Source organism: Treponema denticola (assembly GCF_024181645.1).
Classification (GTDB): Bacteria; Spirochaetota; Spirochaetia; order Treponematales; family Treponemataceae; genus Treponema_B; species Treponema_B denticola_A.
The window spans coordinates 1,631,893-1,657,536 of sequence record NZ_CP058624.1; the positions used below are offsets into that span (position 1 = coordinate 1,631,893).

Sequence of the window (25,644 nt, forward strand, 5' to 3'; positions counted from 1 at the left end):
TTTTATAAGGAGAAAAAGTATATGAAAAAAAGTATTGTGTTATTTTTCATTTTGTTGGTGTCATTCCGGATTTTTGCCGATTACAAATCCGAATATGACAATCTGCTTTCGGCAAGAAATTTAGAAGGGATTGCAGCCCTCCTGCCCAAATGGGAAAAGGCAGAGCCCAAAAATCCTGAACTCTACATTGCCTATTTTAATTATTACCTGCTTAAAGGTCAAAGGTCTACACATTCATTGGATACCTATAAGAAGGATAATAGTAATTCATTGGCCTTGGTGGATCAAAAGACAAATCAAATAGCGGGGTATTTAAACAATAATATCTGGTACGAAAAAGAAGATGTCGATAAAGCCTTGTCATATTTGGAAAAAGGATTAAAATTCGGTAAAAACCGCTTGGATATGTATTTTGGAAGAATTCATATTTTAGGCGAAATAGGAGAATATGAAAAGCAATCACAGAAAATTATCGAGGTTCTAAAACTTGGAAAAGAGATAAATCATAAATGGCTTTGGAGCATGAATGAGGTAATTCCATCATCAGAAAGTGAACGCATTTTTTTAGTTTCAATAAATGATTATTATAAAGCATTGCTCCAAAAAAGCGAGCCTAAAACTTTCCTTGCTGTTGAAAAAGCATGTGTTGCTCAATTAAAGCTATACCCTAAAGATGTGGAAGTTCATAACTACTTGGCATTAGCATATATCGGTCAAGGTAAGATTCAAGAAGCTTTAAATGTGCTGTTAAAAGCCGATAAACTTGCAAAAGAAGACTACACAATTCTCTTTAACATGGCTTCATGTTATGAAACATTAAAGCAATATGACAAGGCAAAGGAATGTTATCTCCAAATAAAGAAGAATCCCAACAAGCAAGTTCAAGATATGGCAGACCAAAAACTTTCAGAGCTAAAAAAATCAACCAAATAGTTTTTACAAAACAACCGTGTAGTTGGTACTAGACAAAGAATACCGATTACACGGTATCTAAACCCTTGAATTCCTGTCAAAATATAATTAGAATAGTTTGTTGACTTTTTATGGGAGAAACAAAAATGCTCAAAATCGAAAAAGCCGAAATAGAAGATGCAAAAACTATTTTAGATATCTATAACGACAGTAACAAGGTTTTCAAAGTTGTCCCGGAACAGGACATAATTGAAACCTTTGCAAATATGATAAAAACCGAAAATACATATATTCTATATGAAGATAATCGGGCAATCGGATTTATATCACTTAAAGATAAAAATACTCATGGACTTATTTCAGCCATATACATCAAACATAAAATACAAAAAAAAGGATACGGTAAATACATTTTAAATTTTATTGAACAAGAAGCAAAACATATAGGTTTGGAATATCTTATATTGAAAGCTCTTAAAATGTTTAAATGGCCAATAGAGTTTTATAAAAAAAACGGCTTTACAATCCTTAATGAAAAAGAAGACGAGCTGCCGTTTATAACCGAATATATTCCGCCGGCAAAATGGGAAGTTATAATGATAAAAAGGATAATGACATGCAAATAAAAACAGGTATTGAATTTTCAAAAGAAGAGGTTATTAATCTTTATGAAGAAGCCGGCTGGACGGCATATACAAAAAACAAAGATAAATTATGGCAAAGTATAACTTCATCACTAAAAATATATTCTATTTTTGTTGACAACGAATTTGCAGCAATCGCACGAGTTTTAGGTGATGGAATAACAACCATTTTAATTCAAGACATAATTGTAAAACAAAAATATCAAAATAGAGGAATAGGCACGGCTCTTATAAAAGCAATTTTAAAAGATTACAAATCGGTACGGCAAACTATTTTACTTTGTGATAATGATAAAAAGCTTATAGATTTTTACAAGAAAAACGGCTTAAAGAATATTCAAGATTATAACATATCTTGTTATGGAATATTAAAATAAAAAACATAAATAGTATTTTTAATTATGAAAGAAAACATTAAACCCAATACAATTAAAAGCCTTCTCGATTCACACCTTAAAAACGATAAGTTTAAAACCCTTGAACCGGTTCAATTGGAAGATCATACTTACACGGATTTATTTAAGGGAATAACCGGCGGCAATGAAACTTTTGAGGTAAAATTACGGCAGAAAACGGAGAGTATTAAAAATTCAATTAAATATTTAAATGCTTTAAATGACAGTGAAGACTTTATTTTAAAATATAAAAACCTCATTGAAACTGAAAATTACTATATTTTTATAAGTGAATGGCTTGAAGGTTGTCAGCCTACCAAAACCGATAGACATCTGATAAAAGATTTTTTTAAAAAACTTGCACATCTAAATTTAAATAACATATCTTCAAACTCTTTTTCTTCAATGTATTTGGACGGTAAAAGCTATCCTTCAATTGAAGAGATGATAAATGCGGAAGCCATCCCCTATCTTGAAATATACAGGGGCAAACATGATAAAAAAACTATTAAAAAAAACATTGAAAATTTAAACCTAGGCCTAGGCTGTATTATCCTTGAAGATATGAATACGGGAAATATGCTTAAAACAGAAAAGGGCCGCTTAAAAATAATTGATGCCGAACATCTTACTTCCGGTTTAAACTTATATCAATTTGAACATATAAATATTTTAGGCTTAAATAAAAAAGAATGGTATAATATTACCGATGAAGCAAAAGAAGTTTTAAATGCATATTTTTCCGAAATAGGTGAAAGTAAAAACAAAGCTTTTTTACAAATAAAAGCCTTTGCTGTTTTAAACTTTTTAAGAGAGCTTTATTTTCAAGTTTGGCAAAAACAAAAAATAGACTATTCCGAAAAAGATAGAATTTTTGATATAATATTAAACTGTGGGGTTGAAGATTTTTTAATATAGTTAATTAGAATCAGTAAAAGACACTAGAAAAGAAATTATAAATATGTATACTTTTGTTTACAGTAAGGAAGCATTTATATGGATAAAAAAACAGAACAAACCGAAATTATTATATTTAAAACAGATGATAAAAAAGTAAAAATAGATGTTAGACTGGAAGACTCAAATGTTTGGTTAACACAAGAACAAATAGCCTCATTATTTGAAAAAGGCAGATCTACTATAGCAGAACATATACAAAACGCCTTTAAAGAAGGAGAAGTTGATGAAAAAGTGGTATGTCGGAAATTCCGACATACCACTCCTCATGGAGCAATTCCGGGAAAAACTCAAAATATCTCAGTAAAATATTACAATCTTGACGTAATTATTGCTGTCGGTTACAGAGTAAAATCTTTGCGAGGAACACAATTTAGACAGTGGGCAATAGAGAGACTAAAAGAATATATAGTCAAAGGTTTTACCATGGATGACGAAAGACTAAAAGAACTTGGTGGAGGTAATTATTGGAAAGAATTATTAGATAGAATAAGAGATATTAGAAGCAGCGAAAAATTGATATATCGGCAAGTGTTAGACCTTTATGCAACAAGTATTGATTATGATCCTCAAAGTGAAGATTCCATAATTTTTTTTAAAACAGTACAAAATAAATTACATTTTGCGGTAAATGAACAAACAGCGGCAGAATTGATTTTTTCACGTGCTGATGCAGAAAAAGAATTTATGGGCCTTACAAATTTTCATGGAGCTATTCCCACAAAAAAGGATATTTCTATCGCAAAAAACTATCTGAATAAAGAAGAACTTTTTAGACTAAATAGAATGGTTTCAGCATTTTTTGATCTTGCTGAAATAAAAGCAATTGAACATAATCCTATGAAAATGAAGGATTGGATTAATGAACTTGATAAATTTACAGAAACATATGGAAAAGGTGTTTTAAAGGATGCCGGTAAAATAAGTCATAAAAATGCAATTAAAAAAGCTGAAGATGAATATAGAAAATACCAGACAAAAACTCTCTCGCCTGTAGAAGAAGCATATTTGAATACAATCAAATCCATACAAAAAAAATTAAATAATTCAAAAACTAAAAAATCATGAACATAAAATCAATTAGCCTTACCGATAAAATTATTTCTCAAAAGGAAGTAAAAGACTTTCTTCAAAAAGCTGATCTCAACCAAAGAGGAAGTCTTATCGGCTTATTCGATAAAAAAAAGATAATCGGAGCAGGCAGCCTTTACACAAATTCTTTTCATCCATACAGGGATTATATAAATATCTATATCGAGAAAGATTACAGAAACAAAGGATTGGGGAGCCGGCTTCTAAAAGCCTTAAAAGAAAACTCGGCTAAAAAAAGATTTCAAGTTATGTGTTCTTCCGGCAAAGAGGAATTAATTCAATTTTTACTTAAAGAAGGTTTTGTTTTAGCCCGCAGGTCATATAGTTTTGATCTAAAAAAAGAAGCTCAAAATATTTTTTTGTCAAAAGAAGTTTCTGATGAATTTAAAAATATACAGATGAAACCTCTTATAAATTTAAATTCAAAAGAAAAAGAGGAATTTCAAAAAATATTTTACTTTAATTATGCCGACACACACAAAAGCATAAACCCTCTCAATAAGGATATATGTATAAAAGAATTTTCAAATGAAATTTTAGCCGATTGCGATGAAGAAAGGTCCTCATGTTTAATTTCTAATAACGAAGTATCAGCCTATGTAATAGTTTATATGGAAAATTTTCCCGAAATCGGCTATCTTGGCGGAAAGACAATAGAAGAAATCGAAACCTATCTAAATTATTTTCAAGTTATAATCAATAATCTATTAAACGCTTATGAGCAAATTTATTTTGAAATAGATGATACTGATTATTATGCTTTTCCACTAATGACGGCCTTACAAATTAACTGTAAAGAATCGTATAATACTTATATCCTTGATTAAGATTTATCCCTCAAGTAATTTTTTTTCTACCTCATCGATTATAAAATCGGGAGTTGAAGCTCCGGCAGTTAAACCTATCACTGAATAAGAAAAAATCTCTTTCGGTATTTCAGAGGCATCTTCAATCAACCATGAAGGCTTTTTTGTGTCAACAGCGGTTTGAAAAAGTCTTTTTGTGTTTGCCGAATTTTTTCCACCAATTACTAAAAGTGCATCAACTTCATAAGCTAATTTTTTTAAGGCTGCCTGCCTATCGTAGGTTGCAGGACAAATCGTATTGAATACCTTTAAATCGGAAATCCTTTTCTTCAAAGCCGAAGCTATTGCTTCATATTCCGAGTCCTTAATTGTCGTTTGAGCAATTAAAACGGCACTCCCGTTTGCACGCAAAGAAGAAGGTAAATCTATTAAAGCGGCTTCTTCGGCGTTTTGAACGATTAAACATTTTCCTTCCGCATAACCTGCAATGCTTATAAGCTCTCCGTGGTTTTTATCTCCGGCTAAAATAACAAAGGCTTCTTCAGAATGTTTTTTTGCAAGAGCCTGACTTGCCTTTACTCTGGAGCATGTTGCATCTATCACCTTAGCCCCGCATTTTTCCAGCTCGCTTTTTTTTGACGGAGGAATACCGTGAGCCCTTATTACGATAACGGAATCTTTATAGTCTTCATCTCCGGTAAAATTTTCAGTGTCAATAGTTTTTACACCCATTTGCTTTAGCCGTAACATTGTAGAAGGATTATGAATCAAGGGGCCGAAGGTATAAAGGCCGGATTTATTTTCAGTATTTTCTTTTGCTATTTTAAGAACCGTATCAACGGCTCTGCGTACTCCGGAACAATAACCTAAAACTTCCGCACGTTTTACAACCATAAAAACCGCCTGCACAAAATTATTGTATGGTTTCATCAATAAAAATGCGCGGAACTCTTTTGTTTATATCGCATGTCAGTTCATAAGGAATAGTTCCGGCAATTTTTGCAAGATCTTGAGCCGTATTATTTTTAGGATTTTCTTTTGAAACAGGGCCGAAGATACAAACCTCATCCCATCTTTGAACCCATGGAGAAGCACCTATATCTATCATACATTGATCCATACAAATGCGTCCGATGATCGGAAAAAAATCTTTTCCTATTCTCACTTTTAATCCGCTAAGGGAACGCATGAGCCCGTCCGCATAGCCTATCGGAAGAGTTGCAACAAATGTTTCTTTTTCGGCTGTCCAACATCTATCATAAGAAACGCTTGTATCCTTTTCAATTTTTTTGATAAGCACTACCTGTGTAACAAGCTCCATTACGGGCTTTAAATCTATTAAGTTATTTAGCGATGGAGAGGGTGCATAACCGTAAACCAAGATTCCCGGACGCACCATATCGAATTGGGCTTCGGGATATTGAAGAACAGCTCCTGAGTTTGCAGCATGAATTAATCCGGGATTAATCCCCGCTTTTTTTATTTCTGTTATTGAGTCCTTAAAAATAGAAATCTGTTTTTTTGTAAATTTAATATTTTTTTCATCGGTAGAATCCGAAACGGCAAAATGTGTACATACACCTTTAAGTTCAAGATTTTCGGCACGGTCTATCTGTACCGCAAGTTTAACGGCTTCCATAGGGGAGCAGCCTATCCTGCGCATTCCGGTATCTATTTTAAGATGAACCCCCGCCTTCTTGTTTAGTTTTTTTGCAAAACGGTTTAAATCGTTTATAAACTCCTCATCTATAACCAAGGGCTCAATATCGTATTTTAAAAGCTCAGGAATTTCTTCAAGCACGGGAAGACTTAAAGAAATAATCGGGGCTACAATACCGGCCTCTCTTAATTCGACAGCTTCTTGAATAGAGGCAACAGCCAAATAAGAAACGCCTGCCCTTATTGCTGCAACCGCAACCCTCACAGCCCCATGTCCGTAAGCATCGGCCTTGACCGGAAGACAAATCTTTACATCCTTGTTTAGCCGCTTTTTTATTTCTTTAATGTTATATTGTAAGTTATCCAAATGGATAATCGCCTTTGTCGCTCTCATAAGAATATTTTATACATTTATAAGATTTTATGCAAGACCGATGAAAAATATACGTCCTTGTATATTTTTCATCTTCAAGTTTTAGCCTGCGGCTAAAACTTGCGAGCGTAGAACCACGGACATCCGTGTCCGTTTATGAATGTACATCCTTGTATATTATTTTTTGCGGCTAAAAATACGGTAATTTATATCTTTAAAAATCGGATATTTACTTTCACGTTCTGAAAGCCATTTTGCATCAGGTGAATCGGCTCCAAGAGCCTCATAGGCTGCCGTAAAAGAATTGACATGCTCTACAAAACGCCTTTCTGCAAAATCTTTAAGCTGCGGATCATTTATATAAAGGGGCCAATAAATGGACTGTAAAAGAAGTACCTCTCTCGCTGCAGCATTTAAAACGCGTTCTTTTAAGCTGCCGTCTGCAGGAAACATTTCGACAAGATCTATCATCCTTTCGGTAATCTTAATGATATATCTATACATCCAGTCGTTTTCTTTTGTTAAAAGTTCATCCGCATAACCTGATTGCAAAAAAGAAGAAAAAAACGGCTTAACGGTATACAGCTGCTTAGACAAATTAGCGGCACCTGAAGGTAACATAGTTTCCAACTCTTCATTATTATTTATCAGACTAAAAACCTGCTCAAGCCAGATAAGACCTTCACACCATTTTTTACCGAAAAAATCGGATGAGATAATCAAAAGAGAAAAAGGCGATTCACAAACCCCCATTTCTTTAACAGCTCTTAGAGCCTCTGCACGCGATTTCACATAGGATTCGGCATCTGCCAAAATTTGAGCATGAGCTTTTTGTATATCATAAAGAGTTTCTTCTTCATCCTGTGACCAATACCGAAACCCTATTGCCCGCCGGCCCTTTGAAGTATCAAATACCGGAGCTAAATATTTTTCGGATTGTTTAAAACCGACATCATTTTCTACGTCGATATAAAGCTTATTTTGAGGAAACCCGTTGGACTCATTATAAATAGAATTACAAGCGGAAAGATCACAAGCCAAAAATTTTAATCCGTTTTTTGAAGCTGCTGCCGAAAAAACACCGGCAGGCGGAACCTTATCCGAAAGCAAAAAACCTTCCGAAGAAACAACCGTATAATCATAGCCGTAACTTCTTATAATATCATCCAAACCGTCAAAATAAGCCATTGAAGGAATCCAAAAACCGGAGGGAACAGAGCTGAAATGTTTGCGGTAATTTATCTGCCCCATTTCTATCTGTGCAGCAATAGCTTCCGGCATACTCAAAAAAAACGGCAAAAAAGAATTGGTTGCAGTCGTTGCCAATAACTCTACATAACCTTGACGGGCAAGATAATCAAACTGTTTTAAAACATTTCCTCCGCAATCTTCAAATATACGCTTATCATCATTAAAACGCTTTAAGTTGTACTGAATAAGTTTTTTTGTTTCTGTACATTCTGCAAAACGTTCAAGTTCTTTTTTTGCAAACTCGATTTTACGCTGAATATTTTGACGGTATCTATCCTGCAAAATCTTGTCGGCAAGCATATCGCATAGTGCGGGCTCAAAAACAACTCCGATTTTAAACGGAATATCATCTTTTTGTAAATTAGAACACATTTTCAAAACAGGCAGATAAAGATAAGATAAAGCATCAAAAAGCCAATCCTCTTCTATAAGCCCCTGCTCAACTTCATTCCGCACATAAGGCAAATGAGCATCCAAAATAAAAATCAATTTATAATCTTTCAATTTTCGGCTCCTCTTTTACCCTAAAGGCCTGACGATAATTTTTAAAATGCTGTTTTTTTAATGCGGAAATTCCTGAAAAATAAACAGAAGCGCTTACATCATTGTCAAGGACGCATAAATTATTAGGAATATTTTCCCGTCTAAGCCTTATAAGATTAGACTTTGCTAAAACGGAAATCTCTCCTTCAATTTTACGGGAACATAATTCGACCCTTGTTACCGAATCATTAAAAGAAAGATAAAAATATCTGCTCCTATCGGAATCCGTAATATCAATATCAAAATAATCATATGATTCGGATATATTATTTTCAGAAAGCAAAAGAACTCTTAAAAAGAAAGAGTCAAAATCAGGATCATTCACTAAATTTAGAAATTCGGGCTTATAAAAATCCCAAAAAGCAAAGGCCCACATAGGATCTCTAAGCAGCACATGAATTTCAGTCTTGTTGTAGGAAAGAGCCAAAACTGAATTATCTTTACCATCCATTTCATCATCTAAAAACAAGTCATCAGTACTGATTTTTAAAAACTTGTTATCGGATACATTAGAATCTTCTTCTATTTCCAGCAGCTCTTCAATTATTAAATTTCTGCACAGCCCCTTAGCCACAAATATACCGCAATCATCGGCAATTTGTAAAAGCTCATCCGTAGAAACGGATTGTAAATAACTTTTTGATAAATTCACACATTTCCCCTAAATCAGCGGATTTCTCCGCCAACTACACTATTAAACTAGTCCATAATAATGCAAAAAAAAAGCCGTTATGTCAAGAGAAGTAAACTATAAAACAGCTTTTTAGCGGCATCATATTGAAATTATCGGCATTTATACTTGGTTTCTGAATATGTTAGAACTCATTGAAAAAAAACTCATTTTATGGTATAAAATAATATATCAAGTTGAACCAAAATAAGCCGAAAATAAGGGGGGAGGCCCGCTCAAATGCCCAGTATAAAAGAGCTTGAAAAATTTAAAAATCAACTTCTCACAATAGCAAACGAACCCGAAATTACGGCTAAATGGGGGGAAAGGCGTGAAGATCTTCCGTTACCCAAAGAAATACCTGTTCCTGATGTAAATCTGGATGACTTATTAGGTTTTAAAGAAGAAGATAAAATTCCTCCTAAACAAGAACAGGATGATCTTTCAGAATTTGATGCGGCAGATATCTTTCCTGCAGAAAAAGATGAAAACGATGGCGCTTCCCAAGACTTTGACAACATGCTTTCCGGTTTGGACCTTGAAGGGCCTGATTCATTGGATAACATAGGCGGCTTAGATGATGACGGCTTTGATGTGCCCGAAGCTCTGCTCTCCGGACTGGGGGATATGGTTGAAGATGCCCGAAGTAAAGATGCCGTAAATGCGGATGGCGGGACAGATGATATTTTCCCGGATTTTGATACGGACTTTGCAGTACAAGAACCCGATTTAGATGAAACAAACAAACCCGGCATAGAAAATATAGCCGGTTTAGATGCTTTTAATGATAAAATAGAACCCATAGAAGATGCCGGCACATCTTTCGAACCTGCCGATTTAGGCATAACCGCATCGAGCGATACCGATAATGACGTAGACGAACTTGAAAGTATAGATTTTTCACCCAAAAATGAAGGTTTTACGAGCATGGATTTTGCTCCTCTGTCCAATAATCCCGACAGCATAGATATGTCGCCGGAAATAGATGAACTTGAGGGCCTAGACCTATCACCTGAGAAGGACTCTCCGGAAAGTTTAGATATGTCGTCTAAAGATGATGAACTTGAAGACCTTGACCTATCGCCTGAGACTGAGGAGCTTGAAGACCTTGACCTATCGCCTGAGACTGATGAGCTCGAAGACCTTGATATATCGCCTGCGACTGATGAGCCCGAAGCTGATGACCTTGAAAGTCTTGACCTATCCCCCGAAGACGGCGGCCTTGAAAGTATAGATATTTCGCCCATCACAGATACCCCCGACAGTATAGACCTGTCTTCGCAACAATCTGATGAAGGAGACTTTTCAAGCTTTTCAACGCCATCAGAACCATTGGAAACAAGTTTTGAAGATTCTCTATCCGGAGAAAGCTTACAAACTTCGGAAGATCCGGGCTTTTCACAAGAAGACTCTTCATCTCAAGGAGCCGGCTTTACCGACATAGATATCCCCGAAATAGACGAGCACACAGCCTTTGCTATAGACGACAATGTTTTAAATACGGAAATGGGCGGAGGAATGGATGATTTTTCGGTTCCTGAAAGTTTTATCCAATTTTCTCCCGATAAGAATTTTAAATTCTTTGAATCAAAAAAGCCCATAGATGAAGAAGAATATGAGGGAAAAATTCCCCTTTCAATTTCTGAAGAAGATTATGACTACCTGATAGAAAGAGTTTCTTCATTTCCTCTCAATTTACGAATAGAACTTGAAGACTATCTTGTAAATGTGGACGATTCCGAATTAAACAAGATGGAAATCGTTCATTTAATTGTAAGCGATGTTTCTTTAAAAAAGATAGTAAGCAAATTAGAAGGTATCTTAGATAAATCCATCCCTATTCCAAGAGGCTTTGATAAAAAATCCTATGAAGAATACGAAAAAGAAAAACGCAGCTTTAAGTACCGCTTTGTAAATAAAATATTACCTGCTGCGATTTTAACTACAGTAGCTTTAGGCTTTATCTTTTCTATTTTTGTCCTTGTATGGCAATTTATATACAAACCGGTTGTAGCCGAAGGCTTATATAAAGAAGGAATGACCGGTATAGAATCGGGTCAATATGAAAAAGCTATCAAACGCTTCGATGAGGCAGGCACTTATAAGAAAAAACGAAAATGGTATTTTAAATTTGCAAATGCATTCCGTAAAAAAAAGCAGTTTCTATCCGCAGAAACAATTTATGAAAGGCTTTTATCTGACTTTAACCATGACCGTCAAGGCGGTATCGAATATGCAGATATGCTCAGTACCGATTTGCGCAACTATGAAAAGGCCGAAAAGGTTCTTAAAAGAGGAGTCCTAGACTATCACATAAATGACCAAGATAGTCTTTTAGCCTTAGGAGACGTTTATTTGGACTGGGCAGATGAAGATTCTACAAAGTATGAAGAAGCTAGAAAAACCTATGCAAACCTTATAAACCTTTACGGATCTAAGGACGTATTTTCAGAAAGAATGATGCGTTATTTTATCCGTACCGATAATTTAGCCGAAGTTTTACCCTTAAAAAACTATTTTTTAAACAAAAAACTGCCCGATGAAGACCTAATCGAACTCAGCGGCTATCTTCTTGAAAAACGGTATGAGCCCAAACCTACCGATTCTGAAAATCTGATAGGCAAAATAGACGACTTGCGGGAACTATTGGAAAAATCCATAAAAAAACGGCCTGAAAGCCCTGAAGCCAATTATAATATGGGACGCTTCTTTTTACACAATCAAAAAAATGAAGCAGCCAAGGATTATCTTGTAAACGCAATAAACCTCTACGAAGACAGCATAAAAATGACTCCCAAACGCACCATCAGACAGATAGATGCAATGCGCCTTTACGGAGAGCTCATAGCAGGCGATAAGCTTTATAATGAAGCCCAAGAAATATATGCAAATGCCTTAGCCAAATACGAAGCTTACACTGCTCAAAAAGGTATATATCCGTCCCCTGTTGTCGGAAAACTTTATGCAAACTATGGGGATATTTCCTATTTTATAGCCGGAGATTATGATGAAGCCTTGGATGCTTACGAACATGCAGTCCGTGAATTAAATAACAGTCCCTCAATTCAATACAAGATGGGATACATCCATTATCAAAAAGAAAATTATTCGGATGCGATGAAGGCTATGACAATGGCTTACAGCGAAAAGCCCAACGATAGAAACCTTTTATACGGCTTTGGAAATGTCCTATTTAAATATACCAATTATTTTGCGGCCCAAGCTTACTATGAAAGACTGATGGAATTGCTGGAAGCCGAAAAAATAAGAAAGGGAATTATTTTTCCGCAAACCCGTGTTGACCATGCGGAATTTGTTGAAGACTATATGCACACTTCAAATAATCTTGCAGTAGTGCTTAACAGGATAGCCGTTCAAAACGGAGATTCCAACAAAAACGGAAGAGCCCTATCCTTGTTTGGGGAATCGACAAGGGCTTGGGACGCTCTAAACAGAAATCCGGAAACTATGATTAGGGCAAAAACGATAAACCTTGCTTATGCAAATATTCAAAACATGGTAAAACCGCGTTCAGCATTTGTACCGGAAATCTACAGCGATATACCTAAGACCCTTGAAAACGAAAAGATTCTACAACAAACAGAAGACAGATAGACGGGCCCGAAAATAAAACGGAGAGAAATTATGATCAAAAAAACAAGATTATTTTTTTCCACATTACTTTTGATTTTTTTAAGTTTTAATATCTATACTCAAGAAGCGGCATCCAAACAAGAAATTGAACAAAAAACCGAAGAAACAAATGAGGCAGATCAAACAAAAGTTCTAGCTAAGGTCCCATCAGACTTCGGGTTTTATTTCGGTACGGAAATGGTATTTTCCAGTCTGAAAAAACATCCTGCTCCGCCCTTGGGCGCTGCCTTAAATCTAGGGGCCGAATATGAATACAAGGGAATAAAAATGTTAAGTATAGTTCCCTCCTTGGATTTTTCTCTTTTTCACTATAGCTTTTACAAAAAAAAGGCCTATATTTGCGAAATCGAAAATAGAACGGCACTTACAATGAGCGTTTTACTTGATGTTCCTTTTTTAGCACGGTTTGACTTAAAAAGATGGACGATCAGCGTGGGCGGAGGCCTTGCTTTTTTTCTTCGATTCGGATTGCTTGAGCCCGGAATAAAACCCGAGGAAACAGGAGCTGAGGGCTTAAGTGCAGCAAAAGAAGTGCGGGAAATAAACCGGTATTTTTGGCAAAACGGACGCTTTATTTACCCCTCACTGCGCATTAAAGCCGAATATACCCTAACCTCAGGCTGGAAGGCAGGAGTACAGCTAAAAACTTACCTGCCCTTCTCAAACCTTTGGGATAAACTAGTCAACAAGGGTTCGGACGGCTTAATAGTGCAGGCAGGTATTGTCTTACACCCTGCGGTCAAAAAATAGTTATTCGCAAAAAGAAACAAGTTAAAGGGCACCTCTAAAAATCCAACAAGTTTTTTAGAGATGCCCTAAAATTTTTTAATTTCTTTCTATTCCGCATCAATAGCAAAAGAATCTACCTTGTCTTTTAAGAATGAGATAAATTCATCTAAGGTCATAACCTTTTGACCGCCCTTTCTCATTCTGACCGCAACGGAATTATTGTCCATTTCGTTTTGGCCTACAATAAGCTGATAGATGACCTTTTCTTCTTGGTGTTTTCGGATTTTGGCATTCATTCTATCGGTTCCGATGTCGGCTATAACCCTAAAGCCTTTTTCGTCCAAGGTTTTTTGAACCTTTTGAGCGTACTCGTTAAAGGCGGGAGCTACGGGAACGATAACCGCCTGCACAGGGGCCAGCCAAGGAGGCAAAATACCTGCACAATTTTCTATCAAGATTCCTATAAACCTTTCCAGTGAGCCTAAAACTGCCCTATGAAGCATTACAGGATGATGCTTATTGTTGTCATCGCCTATGTACTCGGCATTGAGTCTTTCTGCAGACGGAAGCTGATAATCTACCTGTATGGTTCCGCACTGCCATTCACGGCCGAGTGCATCGATCAAAGTAAACTCCAGCTTAGGCCCATAAAAAGCGCCCTCGCCTTCTGCAATTTCATATTCGAGCCCGGCATCTACACAGGCATCAGCCAAGGCCTTTTCCGCCCTGTCCCATGTAGCATCGTCCCCTACCCTCTGTTCGGGGCGCGTAGAAAATTTAACAAGAATTTTATCTTCAGCAAAGCCGAAATCTGCATACATGCGCTTTAACAAGGCACAGAATTTTGAAACTTCGGAAGAAATTTGCTCTTCGGTACAAAAAATATGGGCATCATCTTGAACAAAACCTCGGACACGCATAATACCGTGTAAAGAACCCGAGGGCTCATTTCGGGTACAAGAACCGAATTCGGCTAAGCGCAAGGGTAAATCCTTGTAGCTTTTAATTCCCTGCTTAAATATTTCCACATGGCCAGGACAGTTCATCGGCTTTAAAGCAAAGAGGCGCTTTTCGCTTTCGGTTATAAACATATTTTCTTTATACTTAGCCCAATGGCCCGACCTTTCCCACAAGGAGCGGGGCATAACAAAGGGTGTATGCACCTCAAGGTAGCCGTCTTCCTTTATGCGTTGTCTTACATAATTTTGCACGGTCAAATAAAGAGTCCAGCCCTTGGGATGCCAAAATATTTGCCCGGGATTTTCTTCATCTATATGAAATAGATTCATAGCCTTTCCGATCTTTCGATGATCCCTCTTTTCGGCTTCTTCAAGCATAGCCAAATATTCTTTTAAATCGTTGGGTTTTTCCCAAGCCGTACCGTAAATTCGGGTAAGCATGGGTCTTGTTTCATCGCCGCGCCAATATGCTCCGGCTACTTTCATAAGTTTAAAACTTTGAGCATTTATGTCGGCCATCGAGCATACGTGGGGACCTCTGCAAAGGTCGGTAAACTCTCCCGATTTATAAATACTTATTTCTTCCTCTGCGGGTAAACCCTTTATAAGTTCAATCTTAAAAGGCTGATCTTTAAACATTTCAAGAGCTTTCTCTCGGCTTATCACTTCTTTTTCAAAATTTGAACGGGTAGTTAAAATTTTACGCATTTCTTTTTCGATTGCGGGTAAATCATCATTGTTTATGGGACGAGGCAGTTCAAAATCATAATAAAATCCGTAATCGATAGCCGGCCCGATCGCAACCTTTGTTCCCGGAAACAGCTTGACTACGGCTTCAGCCATAACATGGGCAGTACTATGCCTCAGAGTACTTAATTTTTTTGATTTTTCTTGTAAAGTTGACATATTTTCCCCTATCTTATGCTGACATGTATTGTTAATTTTAAAAAAAAGCTATATACTGTTATAGCTTAAAAGAAACATTAGCACATCTGTGTTAGTATACTCTATTGATTAGTCTTGAGTCAATAGAGTATAATGCATAAACTAATGGAAAAGAAAAAAAATGCCGATAATAGGTTGAGGCTTTCTTAATCTAAAACGGAGGAATCTAAGGTGAAAAAAGTTTTAATAAGTATTTTTTGCATTATTCAGTCTTTATTTATATTTGCTCAAAACATGACCGAGCCTGTTTCAAAGGCCGATGTTTCTATAAGATTTTATGACAGGCGTGTTTATTATCCCGGATCGGGAGCTTCCGAACCTATTTTTGTACAAATTTCAATTACAAACAATAATCCCGAAACCCTTCGATTTAAACTTGCAGATGACCGTTCCTTTAGTATAGATTTTGGAATTATAAACAGCAAAAACAGACAATTACAGCACACAGCAGAATGGATGAGAAAAAGAAATACTAACCGCCAAATTTATTTCCGCGAAATAACCTTGGAACCCGGCGAAACATATTCTTTTATCGAGAACATAAAAGATTATATCGAAATTAGCGAGCCCGGAATCTTCCTTGTAAATTCTTTGTTTTTTCCCGAATTAAAACGGTATTCTGACAATTCGGAAACACATGTAATTTCAAATAAGTTAAGCCTTGAAATAAAACCGGCACCTTCAGCCGCAGCCTTGGGTTCATTACCTGTTTCTCCGCTTTCAGGCGAGATCTTGCAAGCAAAGCCCATTCCGCCGGATCAGGTAATAAGTTATCTTTTAACTGCCCGCCAAAAATCTCTATGGGAGCAATTTTTTCTCTATATGGATTTGGAAAAAATGATATCCAGAGATCCTTCCCGCAACCGAAGATTTAAGGCCGAATCTGAAGCCGGCAGAATGGAAATGGTTGAAGTGTATAAACACGAATTAAGCCAAGAAAGAGTCGACAAAGATATTGCCGTTATTCCGGTAGAATTTAAAATAGAACATACCGGCTACACAGACACCAAGGCAGAGGTTAAGGTAATAGAATGGTTTGAATACTCCAATTTTAGAGAAAAGAAACGCTTTACATATTTTTTAGCCTCAAAAGATGGGATATGGACAGTATATGATTATATAGTCGAGAACTTAGGAACAGAATAAGGATGAGTTTTAATGAAAGCATTATTGATTTCGGATTTACCGCGTTCAACTGATGATTTGCAGCCCCTTTTTTCGGAGTATAAATTTGACCTTATACATTACCGCTCTCCGCTAAAAGCTTTGGATAATATTGAAGAAATTAGTCCCAATATTGTACTTATCAATACCAGAGACTTTCCGCGTCATTGGAAGCCCATTACACAGCATATCCGATGGGATACTTCAAGGGAAGAAATACCGGTAATACTTTTGACTCCGTCTGATTTTTCGGCAGATGAAGCAGACAAAGCAATGTTTTTAGGAGTCCAGGGCATTATAAACTTAAAAGAAAACTATAATTTTAATGACGTTCTTAAAGAATTGCGTATGATTTTTAACCGGTATAATTATAAGCATATCAAAAATATTGAAAAGAGTGTTCAGTTTTTATTTACAAACCCTATAGACGAAACCATAATAACTGGAACGGTAAAAAACTTAACCGAGAACGATATAACATTCTTACCGGATATGCCTGCTAATGTAGGTAATTTAAATGCAGACATGGTTCTTGATCAATGCTCCTTAAAAATAGAGCATAACTTTATAGTTCCAACTTGTAAAATAGTTTCAAATGACGGTATTTTAAATTTAAAATTTGTGGATTTATCCGATGAAGATAAAAAAACTATTAGAAATTTCTTAAATTAAAAGGCCTCGAGCATAAAGTTCGTCTAATATCTTTTCCACAATTTTTTCAGGCGCAAGATTGTCTGTGTCTATAATAAGATCGGCCTTTTCGTATTTGGTGTTATCTATACCGTATAGCTCTTTGTATCTTCGTGTGTCTTCCATATCCCGCAAATCGGTATCGGCCTTTATTTTTTCTATATCGCCGCCCTCTCTTTTTTGAATTCTTTTTGAGCGGACATCTATTGAGGCCCTTAGATAAACCTTCAAATCAGCCTGCTTTAAAAGCCAAATAGCCAATCTTGAACCCAAGACACAGGAGCCCGCTTCTGCAAGCTCAATTTGTTTTTTATCTACCGTTTTATCAAAAGAAAAATCTTCTTGGGCTCTTCGTAAAACCTCTTCAAAAGAGATATTAAGCTCCTTAGCTATATTTTTAAAAGTATAATTGATACATGGTAAATTTAAGGTCTTTGCAGTTAAGGTAGAAACCGTAGTATTTCCGCAGCCGGAGGGGCCGGAAATTGCAATTCTCAATTCCTTTCCTTTAGGGATTTTATAATTTCGCTCTTTCATTCTTTACCCCTACTCTACATTTCTGCTTTGTTCTCTTATATTTTCAAGAGCATCTTTTACTTCGATAATAGACTGAGCCATTTCAATCATCTGATTTTTTGAACCTATAGTGTTTATCTCCCTGTTTATTTCCTGACAGATAAAGTCGAGTTTTTTACCTATGGGTTCATTTTTTTTAAGCTCATGGGATAAAGAATTACAATGGGCTTCAAGCCTGACAATTTCTTCGTTGATTGTATACTTAACGAGCATTACGGCAACTTCCTGCATAATGCGCTGTTCATTTATTTCGCTGCCTAAAAGTTCGGTAAATCTTTCTTTAATATTTTGGCAAAAAATTTCTTCCATTTGAGGAGCATATTTTTTTATCACCTTCAATGAGGCGTAAATCCTATCCAGATTTGCCAAAATATCTTTTTTTAAGACATCTCCTTCATCAAGCCTCGTCTTATCGTATTTTGTAAAGGTTTCTTCAAATATGGGAAGCAAGGTGTTTTCCCAAGCGGGAATATCTATATTTCTTTCTATAATGATTACGCCGTCCTTTTCGGAAAAGCGGTTTATATCTATTTCGGGGTTTATCCCGGCAGCCTCAGCCACCTCCCTCATAGCTTTTGCATAGGCCTTAGCAACCTTAGTGTTGGTTAGGATATCTACATCTATATCCGCATCCTTTACATGGAGGGAAACTTCAACCTTTCCGCGGGCTATTTTTTCAGAAAAGTAAGCTCTAAAAACAGGCTCAAGGGCAGAAAGCCAAAAGGGAAAATTTAAATTTAAATCCAAATATCTTGAATTATAGCTTTTTAGTTCCAAACTTATAAAGGAATTAGGTTCGGTCTTTTCGGTAAGGGCATAGCCCGTCATACTTTTCATATTTAAACATTCAGCTCCTTTAAAATCTCGGTACCCAGAACATAATTATCCCCCGCACCAATCGTAATAAAAATATCCCCCGGCTTTAATTTTTCTAAAACAAAGTTTTTTGCGTCCAATACTTCATTAAAGAAAAAGACGTTTTTATGATATTTTTTTGTGCGGTTAAAAAGGAGCTCTGCATCTACCTGTCCCTGATATTTCTCACGTGCCGAACTAAAAATCTTGTGCAAAATTACCATATCGGCATCTCCAAAACAAGAAGCGAATTCTTCCAAAAGCGCCTCAGTCCGCGTATATGTATGGGACATAAAATCTGCAATTATTCTTCTTTTCGGATAAAATTGGCGTAAGCCGCTTAAAAGAGACTTGATAGCCGTAGGATGGTGAGCATAGTCATCATAAACCAAAATATCCTTAGATTCTACCTTACCTATTAACTCTGTACGCCTCTTTGCTCCGGCATAGGAAGACACGGCCTTTTTGATGGCAGAAACATTGGCCATAGAGATTTCGCCGTATTCTTCTTTTAAAAGGCTCACCGAAAGGGCTATTGCAGCAGCGGCATTTAAAGCATTATGTTTCCCCGGAATTTGCAGATAAAACTCTCCCGAAAAACCGGCAAGAGAAAAATAAAGTTTTTCGTCCCTTACGCCTGAAACAGTCAGCTTATAATCTCCCGAAGCCTTTTCCCCATAGGGAATAAAGATAAGATCAGGCCTGCTCGAAAAACTTAAACGGGCAGCCTCGCAAGCCCCATCATCATCGGCACAATAAAAAAGCTCGCTGAATTGGGGAAGCCTGTCTATATACTGCAAAAAAGCTGTCAAAATAGACTCATAGGTCGGATAATAATCTTGATGATCCGATTCAATACCGGTTAAAATTATCTTTTTAGGGTGAAAGTTTAAAAAATGCCTTTTATATTCGCAAGTTTCGGCAACAAAGTATTTTGAACCGCCGAGCATTGTGCATGAATCGCCGAAGCTCTTTATTACGCTTCCGGCTAATACCGAAACGGGAAGTTTTAATTCTTTTAAGATAGAACCCGTAATGCCCGTTGTGCTGGTCTTTCCTTGGACACCTGCAATGCCGCAAGAATAGGAATGACGGGACAAGGCGCCTATAGCCTCGGGATAAGACATCTTAGGGAGGTCTTTTTGTTCTATAGCATACATTTCTTCATTATTTTCAGGAGAATAGGCTGCCGAATAGATAACAAGCCCTGTATCATCAGGAATATTATCGGGAGAAAAAGGAGAAAAAATATCTATATTAAGTTTTTTTAAAGCATCATCAGTATAAAAATTTTCGGGTACATCGCTTCCTGAAACCACGGCTCCACGCGAAACCAAAATTTCCGCCAAAGCCGTCATTCCCGTACCCTTAATACCTATCATATAAATCTTAAAACCTTTTAAATTATCGGGTAGAATAACTTGACACATGTATATATAATATTCTATATTCTGTTTTTTAGCAATAGGGCGCAGCTTGGAACTTGATGCGAAACCCAAGGCCCGGAGGTCTTATATGAATACCGAAGAATTCAGTAAATGGCTTGATGCCTTTATAAATTATGAAAGAAATGCGCACAAAGACGAAAACAATCTTAAAAAAATGCGGAAATTTGCTCATTTTTTCGGAAATCCTCAAGACGATTTTTTATCGATCCATATTGCAGGCTCAAAGGGAAAGGGCTCCGTTTCTACCATGATTGCATCAATTTTAAAAGAAGCCGGAAAAAAAACAGGCCTTTATACATCTCCCCATGTATCGGACTTTAGAGAGAGGATGACCCAAGCAGGAAACTTTTTTGATGATGAGGCCTACTCTGCCTCTTATAAAAAAATAGTTGAAGGCTTTGGGGCTATACTCAAAAAGGAACCCGAAATAGATCCCGGTTGGTTTGAAATAGTTACCGTTACAGCCTTCTTGCTCTTTAGTATGCAAAAAACGGATTGGGCGGTTATCGAAACGGGGATGGGCGGAAGGCTTGATATGACAAATATCCTCAAACCGGTGGCCTGCGTTCTAACACCCATTGAGCTTGAGCACACCCAATACTTGGGAAATACCCTCGAAAAAATAGCTTTTGAAAAAGCCGGCATCATAAAACAAAACACTCCGGTCTTTTGCTGTAAGCAGCCTGATGAAGTGCTGGCGGTCTTTAAAAAAAGAGCGGCTGAGCTAAATGCGGATTTTTTCTATATCCCCGAAATCCTAAAAGAACCTGTAAATTACAGCCTTTCAAAAGCGGGCTTAAAAATAGATATGGAATTCGAAAAGTCGCATTACTTGGGCAGTCTCTTTAAAAGACCTATAAGCTCAAACCTAAAACTCCTTGACCTGATTCAGGCGGAAAACGCAGCCCTCGCAGCCTGTACGGTAAAATATCTTTTTCCTGAAATGGATGAGGCGGTTATAGAAAGAGGGCTTGCATCGGCATGGCTGCCCGCCCGCTTTGGGCTTCTCTCGGATAATCCCGAAATTATAATAGACGGGGCCCATACAAAAAACAGCATTGCCCTGTGCATGAGCACCTATACCGAGCTTGTAAAAGAAAAAGGAACTCTCATCTTTGCATGTGCCGAAGACAAAAACGTAAAGGACATGGTTCCTTTTTTTAAGGATAATTTTACAAAAATAATCGTTACAATTCCGGGTTCTTCAAAAAAGAGTAATCCCGATTTAAGCTATAAAATTTTCCAAGAAGGGCTTAAAGGTTCTTCCTGTATGGTAGAAAAAAATGCGGACTACGAAGCCGTAATAAAAAACGAAATTATTGCATGCAGAGAAAAAAAGCAGCCACTTTTGATTACAGGATCATTTTATCTGGCGGCTGAAGCAAAAAGGATACATAGTCTTTTGAGTCCTCAAGCTTAAAGTCTCTTTTAGGTTCCGGAAAGGAAAGACCTACGGCATAAAGCTGCAAGGGATAAGAATGATCTTCTATTTTTTCTTGCGGAAAATCTTTGAATTTTCCGTTGTATAAAGGATCGCCATAAATAGGCAAACCGATAGAAGCCAGATGAGCCCTTACCTGATGCCTAAAGCCTTGAGTCAAGGTGCAGGTTACCCTCGGCGCCGAATCATCTGCATCATTTATATCGATAATATTGGTTGTATAAATTTTAGCTGTAGAAGAAAAATCTCGCATACCGTAAAAAACGGGAAGAACTTTTTTACCCTTGGGCCCGAAGCTTCTAAACTGACTTGAAATTCTGTATGGAAGGTTCAAGCGTGAAAAATCGGCATTTAAATCCGATTCGTTATCAATATCCGTAAAGGCAACATAAGTTTTCTTTATCAAATTGTTTGCCTGCATTAAATTTAAGGCATCATAGCTTTCCTGATTTTTTGCTATTAAAACCAAACCGCTTGTTGCCGTATCAAGCCTGTGAACAAGGCCTGCTTCAATATCCTTTTTTCCTTTTACTGACGCTGCTTTGGGGCAGCTTTTTAAAAACCAAGAAACCAGAGTCCCTTCTTCATCTTCTGAAAGAGGAGCTGTAGGCATTCCGCGAGGCTTATATAGAACGGCATAAGCCTCATTTTCAAAAATCACTTCAGCTTGAGAAGAAAATTTACAATCAATTAACATAGAGCCTCCCGTATCAGTATTTGTTTAAAATCTTCAGGTAGAGATGCCTTAAATTCTTTTTTTGAATTTGAGCCGTCAGGAATTATCAGCTTATAAGCATGAAGCATCAAAGGAAGATCGGCCTTTTTCTCAAGCCCGGTCTTTTTATGAAGGCCTGTCTTTTTTTTGCCGTAAACCTTATCGCCTGCAACGGGACATCCCATAAACTTGGCATGTAAGCGGATTTGATGAGTTCTTCCGGTATAAATTCTAAAAAGAACCAAGGACATTTTTCCGTTGGATTTCAGAACCTTATAGGCTGAAAGAGCCTTTTTTCCCTTTGACAAATCGGCAGAAACGCTAAATTTTTTTCTGTCGGAACTTGATCGAAAAACAGAAGTTTTTATCCTGCCCATTTTAGGCGGAACACCGTCAAGAACTGCAAGATAATATTTTTTTACCGCCCTCTTTTTAAAAAAAGATTTTAAAAGCTTTTCGGTTTTTAAATTCCTTGCAGTAATAATAAGCCCCGAAGTTTCCTTATCCAGACGGTGAACAATACCCATGCGGTAGGGCTCTAAGAAAAAATTCTCAATATTTTTTAAGTCCCTTTCTTCACTTAAAAACTTATTAAGTTCTACGGCAAACTCATCCCTAATTTTAGAATCATAAAGCCTGTAATAATTTAAGGCATTTACAAGAGTGCCATCCCAATTTCCGCCTGCCGGATGCGTTACCATGCCCCTTTTCTTGTTTACAACAATTATATTCTCGTCTTCATAAATTATATTAAGCGGAAATTTTTGAGGATGAGCGTATTCGGGGATCGGATTATCCCAAACAAGCTCAATAAGGTCTCCGTTTTGAACATTGCGCGAAAGCTTGGCTTTTTGCGAATTTACATAAAGAGACTGTAAGCCCGTCTTTAATTGCGAGCGGCTTAAGCGTTTCAGCTTTTCGGTACAATAAACATCAATCCTGCAAGGAGATACAAGGCCTTCAACCTTAAACTTTTCGGATATAGATCTAAAAGAAACACTCTTATTGAGCGTCATCAGATTGCCCTGTTTTTGAAGTTTCGTTTTCTTCACTTTTATTTTCTTCAATGGGAATCAACAAAATCGCTTCATCTTCATTTTTTTCCTCAAGTTTTTTTGCGTTAGCCCTTTTAATTGAACGGTAGGTTAAATCTATTATTGCAACCCCCAAAGAAATACCTACAGCCGTTAAAAAAATTCCCAGCTGTTCCTTTTCGGTAAGACTTACTGCAATCTTGGCATCTTTAATAGGCCATGGATTATAGGCCGGATCCCCCTTATGAGCTATTGAACGGCCTATGTCATAGGCCCAAAACGATAAAAGAGAAACAAAGGGCAGAGCACCGAAAGTTATAATCTCAAAGCGGCGTAAATCCTTTTGCCATTGCTTAAATTCCTCTGCCCCATAAGGATCGGGAGTTCTTGAAACATTGGAATCTTCAGCATAAACCGGAAAAACGGAAAAAAGAGAAACAAAGAAAATCAAAAAGGCAATTTTTTTTGTATGCTTCATTTATTTTTATCCAAAGAAGAAATTATATCAGAAAGAAGTAAAAAATCATATAGGGCAAGGGACTCTGCTCTTAAATTTCCGCTTAAGCCTGACCTTTCTAAAACAAAATCGATCTTATCGCCGTATCCGTTTGATTTCATCCACGAACCTAAATTATTCTTTATATTTTTTCGACGAGAAGAAAAAAGGGCTTTGACTATTTTGATAAAAAGCTTAAAGTTTTTATATTCTGCAAATTCTTTTTTCGCCTTAAACAAGACGGCAGCGGATTCTACATTGGGCTGGGGCCAAAAAGCTGAGGCCGGAATAGTCTTTACTATCTTACACTCATAAAACAAGGAGCAAAGTACCGAAAATGCCGTATAGTTTTTATTGTCAGGCCTTGCAGTAATTCTTTCGGCAGCTTCTTTTTGCACGGTAAAAAGCATTGTATCAAAAACAATACCGGCTTCTACCGTGGAAGCAATCAGCTCAGAGGCGATGTTATACGGAAGATTACCGAAAAAAACATCCGGTTTTCCATGCTCATTTAAGTACGGAAGCCAGTTTTTTTGAACATCCCCTTCAATTAAGGTAAAGTTTTGTTTTGAGCTTTCTAAAAAGAATTTTTTTAAAAGAGATATAAAGCCCTTGTCAATTTCAAAAGCGGTAAGCTTAACTCCCTTTTCTAAAAGAAGATAGGTCATAGCCCCAAGTCCGGGGCCTACTTCCCAAACCCTTGTTCCCTTATCAAGATTTAAAAAGGAAATCAAGTTCTCGCGGGTCTTTTTATCTATCAAAAAATTTTGGCCGAATTTTTTTTGCATGGCAAAACCCAGAGTCTCTAAAAGAGCCTTGAGTTCCGCCGGAGAGTCATAATTCGGAAGACCTAAAAAAGCCCCGGAGTCCATCACTACCGCAGCCTATTCGCACAAAAGGGCGTAAATCTCCATGGGGTCGGTAGAATTTAGGAGCTTACTTTTAAGTTCATCATTACGCAGTTTTGCACTAAAATGGGAGATCGTCTGCAAATAATAATCATGCTGATTGTTTGCAGCGGCAATCATAAAAACCAATCGCACGGGGTTTCCGTCAACAGCGTCAAAGTCTAAAATATCCCTTTTAGAAATACCTACAGCCATGACAAGATCGGTAACGGAAGAAAGCCTTACATGAGGAATAGCAATTCCTCTTCCTACAGCGGTAGACATAAGGGCCTCCCTTTTTAGTATGGAATCTAAAAGCTCTGTCGAATTCTTTACCTGCGGTGCCTTGGCCAGCACCTCGGACATCATAACCAAAACATCATGCTTTGAAGCATAATCCAAAAGGACAACCCTGTCGGGCGACAAAAAACTTTCGGTTACTATTTTATGCTGCTTAGGAGCTGAAGTTTTTGAAGAAGCTAACCTTTCATCAACCCAGCTCTCAATATCATCTTTTTTAAAACGCCAGACCGTCCCAATCTTTCCGGCAGGTATTTCACCTTTTTGAGCCCACTCGTAGACGGTTCTCTCGGAAACACGCAAATAACGGGCAACTTCTTCAATAGTTAAAATTTCGCTTGCCAATAACTTACCTCACTAAACATTTAAGCTTGCTCGACTAAACATACAAACAAAAAATGAGCTCAAGTATTCTGCATAAAATGTAAGAATATGTCAAGATATAGCAA

At 37.0% G+C, this 25,644-nt stretch carries 24 protein-coding genes; 11 read left to right on the plus strand and 13 right to left on the minus strand.

Annotation, left to right across the window (positions count from 1 at the left end; genetic code table 11):
• Positions 1–21 precede the first annotated feature (21 nt).
• The 6 genes from HO345_RS07705 (at position 22) to HO345_RS07730 (ending at position 4,827) form a co-directional block, all read left to right on the plus strand.
• Entirely contained in the window at positions 22–933 is a 912-nt protein-coding gene (locus HO345_RS07705) for a tetratricopeptide repeat protein (protein ID WP_253682343.1), read from the plus strand.
• 125 nt (positions 934–1,058) lie between these two features.
• Entirely contained in the window at positions 1,059–1,538 is a 480-nt protein-coding gene (locus HO345_RS07710; protein WP_253682345.1) for a GNAT family N-acetyltransferase, read from the plus strand.
• Positions 1,529–1,933 (plus strand): GNAT family N-acetyltransferase, encoded by a 405-nt coding sequence (locus HO345_RS07715; RefSeq protein ID WP_010696691.1) that lies wholly within the window; start codon positions 1,529–1,531, stop codon positions 1,931–1,933. Before HO345_RS07710 ends, HO345_RS07715 begins: the two co-directional genes overlap by 10 nt.
• 24 nt (positions 1,934–1,957) lie before the next feature.
• Entirely contained in the window at positions 1,958–2,869 is a 912-nt protein-coding gene (locus HO345_RS07720) for a hypothetical protein (protein ID WP_253682347.1), read from the plus strand.
• A gap of 78 nt (positions 2,870–2,947) precedes the next feature.
• Entirely contained in the window at positions 2,948–3,976 is a 1,029-nt protein-coding gene (locus HO345_RS07725; protein WP_253682349.1) for a virulence RhuM family protein, read from the plus strand.
• Positions 3,973–4,827: a GNAT family N-acetyltransferase gene (locus HO345_RS07730; protein ID WP_253682350.1), complete on the plus strand. Its 855-nt coding sequence runs from the start codon at positions 3,973–3,975 to the stop codon at positions 4,825–4,827. The genes HO345_RS07725 and HO345_RS07730 overlap by 4 nt, the downstream gene beginning before the upstream one ends.
• Positions 4,828–4,830: 3 nt before the next feature.
• On the opposite strand, the gene ispH is transcribed toward HO345_RS07730, so the two are convergent.
• The 4 genes from ispH to HO345_RS07750 form a co-directional block, all read right to left on the minus strand.
• Positions 4,831–5,700, minus strand: coding sequence for a 4-hydroxy-3-methylbut-2-enyl diphosphate reductase (ispH, locus tag HO345_RS07735; RefSeq protein WP_253682352.1), 870 nt, complete (start codon positions 5,698–5,700; stop codon positions 4,831–4,833).
• Positions 5,701–5,719: 19 nt separating this feature from the next.
• Complete coding sequence (gene alr / locus HO345_RS07740) at positions 5,720–6,859, minus strand: alanine racemase (RefSeq protein ID WP_253682353.1); 1,140 nt, start codon at positions 6,857–6,859, stop codon at positions 5,720–5,722.
• Positions 6,860–7,015: 156 nt separating this feature from the next.
• On the minus strand, positions 7,016–8,593 hold the full coding sequence (locus tag HO345_RS07745; RefSeq protein ID WP_253682354.1) for a glycoside hydrolase family 57 protein: 1,578 nt from the start codon (positions 8,591–8,593) through the stop codon (positions 7,016–7,018).
• Positions 8,580–9,284, minus strand: coding sequence for a DUF4912 domain-containing protein (locus tag HO345_RS07750; protein ID WP_253682355.1), 705 nt, complete (start codon positions 9,282–9,284; stop codon positions 8,580–8,582). The genes HO345_RS07745 and HO345_RS07750 overlap by 14 nt, the downstream gene beginning before the upstream one ends.
• Before the next feature lie 258 nt (positions 9,285–9,542).
• On the opposite strand from HO345_RS07750, the gene flcA reads away from it, so the two are divergent.
• Together flcA and HO345_RS07760 are read left to right on the plus strand one after the other, a co-directional pair.
• Complete coding sequence (gene flcA, locus HO345_RS07755; RefSeq protein WP_253682357.1) at positions 9,543–12,917, plus strand: periplasmic flagellar collar protein FlcA; 3,375 nt, start codon at positions 9,543–9,545, stop codon at positions 12,915–12,917.
• Positions 12,918–12,947: 30 nt separating this feature from the next.
• The gene (locus HO345_RS07760) at positions 12,948–13,706 is read left to right on the plus strand and encodes a hypothetical protein (protein ID WP_253682359.1); all 759 of its coding nucleotides are present in this window, start codon (positions 12,948–12,950) and stop codon (positions 13,704–13,706) included.
• An 86-nt stretch (positions 13,707–13,792) separates the two neighbouring features.
• On the opposite strand, the gene thrS is transcribed toward HO345_RS07760, so the two are convergent.
• On the minus strand, positions 13,793–15,550 hold the full coding sequence (gene thrS / locus HO345_RS07765) for a threonine--tRNA ligase (protein ID WP_253682361.1): 1,758 nt from the start codon (positions 15,548–15,550) through the stop codon (positions 13,793–13,795).
• Positions 15,551–15,760: 210 nt separating this feature from the next.
• Here thrS and HO345_RS07770 point away from each other — a divergent pair, with 210 nt between their 5' ends.
• Together HO345_RS07770 and HO345_RS07775 are read left to right on the plus strand one after the other, a co-directional pair.
• Positions 15,761–16,735, plus strand: coding sequence for a hypothetical protein (locus tag HO345_RS07770; RefSeq protein ID WP_253682363.1), 975 nt, complete (start codon positions 15,761–15,763; stop codon positions 16,733–16,735).
• Positions 16,736–16,747: 12 nt separating this feature from the next.
• Positions 16,748–17,425: a response regulator gene (locus HO345_RS07775; protein ID WP_253682364.1), complete on the plus strand. Its 678-nt coding sequence runs from the start codon at positions 16,748–16,750 to the stop codon at positions 17,423–17,425.
• Here HO345_RS07775 and cmk read toward each other — a convergent pair.
• The 3 genes from cmk to murC are packed head-to-tail and all read right to left on the minus strand — an operon-like array spanning position 17,417 to position 20,304.
• A complete protein-coding gene (gene cmk / locus HO345_RS07780) occupies positions 17,417–17,980 on the minus strand; it encodes a (d)CMP kinase (protein WP_253682366.1) in 564 nt (187 codons plus the stop codon). The genes HO345_RS07775 and cmk overlap by 9 nt on opposite strands.
• 9 nt (positions 17,981–17,989) lie before the next feature.
• Positions 17,990–18,856 (minus strand): YicC/YloC family endoribonuclease, encoded by an 867-nt coding sequence (locus HO345_RS07785; protein ID WP_253682368.1) that lies wholly within the window; start codon positions 18,854–18,856, stop codon positions 17,990–17,992.
• 2 nt (positions 18,857–18,858) lie between these two features.
• Positions 18,859–20,304, minus strand: coding sequence for a UDP-N-acetylmuramate--L-alanine ligase (gene murC / locus HO345_RS07790; protein WP_253682369.1), 1,446 nt, complete (start codon positions 20,302–20,304; stop codon positions 18,859–18,861).
• 85 nt (positions 20,305–20,389) lie between these two features.
• Here murC and HO345_RS07795 point away from each other — a divergent pair, with 85 nt between their 5' ends.
• On the plus strand, positions 20,390–21,742 hold the full coding sequence (locus tag HO345_RS07795; RefSeq protein WP_253682371.1) for a bifunctional folylpolyglutamate synthase/dihydrofolate synthase: 1,353 nt from the start codon (positions 20,390–20,392) through the stop codon (positions 21,740–21,742).
• Here the strand turns inward: HO345_RS07795 and HO345_RS07800 are convergent.
• From HO345_RS07800 to HO345_RS07820, 5 genes are read right to left on the minus strand one after another with little or no spacing between them, the layout of a single operon-like run.
• Positions 21,675–22,460: a pseudouridine synthase family protein gene (locus HO345_RS07800; RefSeq protein WP_253682373.1), complete on the minus strand. Its 786-nt coding sequence runs from the start codon at positions 22,458–22,460 to the stop codon at positions 21,675–21,677. The genes HO345_RS07795 and HO345_RS07800 overlap by 68 nt on opposite strands.
• The gene (locus tag HO345_RS07805) at positions 22,454–23,494 is read right to left on the minus strand and encodes an RluA family pseudouridine synthase (protein ID WP_253684596.1); all 1,041 of its coding nucleotides are present in this window, start codon (positions 23,492–23,494) and stop codon (positions 22,454–22,456) included. Before HO345_RS07805 ends, HO345_RS07800 begins: the two co-directional genes overlap by 7 nt.
• Positions 23,481–23,990 (minus strand): DUF8521 domain-containing protein, encoded by a 510-nt coding sequence (locus HO345_RS07810; protein ID WP_253682375.1) that lies wholly within the window; start codon positions 23,988–23,990, stop codon positions 23,481–23,483. Before HO345_RS07810 ends, HO345_RS07805 begins: the two co-directional genes overlap by 14 nt.
• Positions 23,987–24,880, minus strand: coding sequence for a 16S rRNA (adenine(1518)-N(6)/adenine(1519)-N(6))-dimethyltransferase RsmA (gene rsmA, locus HO345_RS07815; protein WP_253684597.1), 894 nt, complete (start codon positions 24,878–24,880; stop codon positions 23,987–23,989). The genes HO345_RS07810 and rsmA overlap by 4 nt, the downstream gene beginning before the upstream one ends.
• A gap of 12 nt (positions 24,881–24,892) precedes the next feature.
• Entirely contained in the window at positions 24,893–25,540 is a 648-nt protein-coding gene (locus tag HO345_RS07820; RefSeq protein WP_253682376.1) for a PTS sugar transporter subunit IIA, read from the minus strand.
• Positions 25,541–25,644 lie beyond the last annotated feature (104 nt).

Bases quoted from the DNA above. Each gene is read 5' to 3' on its own strand.
- HO345_RS07715 (WP_010696691.1), top strand. From the start codon at position 1,529: ATGCAAATAAAAACAGGTATTGAATTTTCAAAAGAAGAGGTTATTAAT.
- alr (WP_253682353.1), bottom strand. From the start codon at position 6,859: ATGAGAGCGACAAAGGCGATTATCCATTTGGATAACTTACAATATAAC.
- HO345_RS07705 (WP_253682343.1), top strand. From the start codon at position 22: ATGAAAAAAAGTATTGTGTTATTTTTCATTTTGTTGGTGTCATTCCGG.
- HO345_RS07730 (WP_253682350.1), top strand. From the start codon at position 3,973: ATGAACATAAAATCAATTAGCCTTACCGATAAAATTATTTCTCAAAAG.
- HO345_RS07725 (WP_253682349.1), top strand. From the start codon at position 2,948: ATGGATAAAAAAACAGAACAAACCGAAATTATTATATTTAAAACAGAT.
- ispH (WP_253682352.1), bottom strand. From the start codon at position 5,700: ATGGTTGTAAAACGTGCGGAAGTTTTAGGTTATTGTTCCGGAGTACGC.
- HO345_RS07760 (WP_253682359.1), top strand. From the start codon at position 12,948: ATGATCAAAAAAACAAGATTATTTTTTTCCACATTACTTTTGATTTTT.
- HO345_RS07710 (WP_253682345.1), top strand. From the start codon at position 1,059: ATGCTCAAAATCGAAAAAGCCGAAATAGAAGATGCAAAAACTATTTTA.
- rsmA (WP_253684597.1), bottom strand. From the start codon at position 24,880: ATGGACTCCGGGGCTTTTTTAGGTCTTCCGAATTATGACTCTCCGGCG.
- HO345_RS07785 (WP_253682368.1), bottom strand. From the start codon at position 18,856: ATGAAAAGTATGACGGGCTATGCCCTTACCGAAAAGACCGAACCTAAT.
- HO345_RS07800 (WP_253682373.1), bottom strand. From the start codon at position 22,460: ATGTTAATTGATTGTAAATTTTCTTCTCAAGCTGAAGTGATTTTTGAA.
- HO345_RS07795 (WP_253682371.1), top strand. From the start codon at position 20,390: ATGAATACCGAAGAATTCAGTAAATGGCTTGATGCCTTTATAAATTAT.
- flcA (WP_253682357.1), top strand. From the start codon at position 9,543: ATGCCCAGTATAAAAGAGCTTGAAAAATTTAAAAATCAACTTCTCACA.
- HO345_RS07810 (WP_253682375.1), bottom strand. From the start codon at position 23,990: ATGAAGCATACAAAAAAAATTGCCTTTTTGATTTTCTTTGTTTCTCTT.
- HO345_RS07805 (WP_253684596.1), bottom strand. From the start codon at position 23,494: ATGACGCTCAATAAGAGTGTTTCTTTTAGATCTATATCCGAAAAGTTT.
- thrS (WP_253682361.1), bottom strand. From the start codon at position 15,550: ATGTCAACTTTACAAGAAAAATCAAAAAAATTAAGTACTCTGAGGCAT.
- cmk (WP_253682366.1), bottom strand. From the start codon at position 17,980: ATGAAAGAGCGAAATTATAAAATCCCTAAAGGAAAGGAATTGAGAATT.
- HO345_RS07720 (WP_253682347.1), top strand. From the start codon at position 1,958: ATGAAAGAAAACATTAAACCCAATACAATTAAAAGCCTTCTCGATTCA.
- murC (WP_253682369.1), bottom strand. From the start codon at position 20,304: ATGTGTCAAGTTATTCTACCCGATAATTTAAAAGGTTTTAAGATTTAT.
- HO345_RS07775 (WP_253682364.1), top strand. From the start codon at position 16,748: ATGAAAGCATTATTGATTTCGGATTTACCGCGTTCAACTGATGATTTG.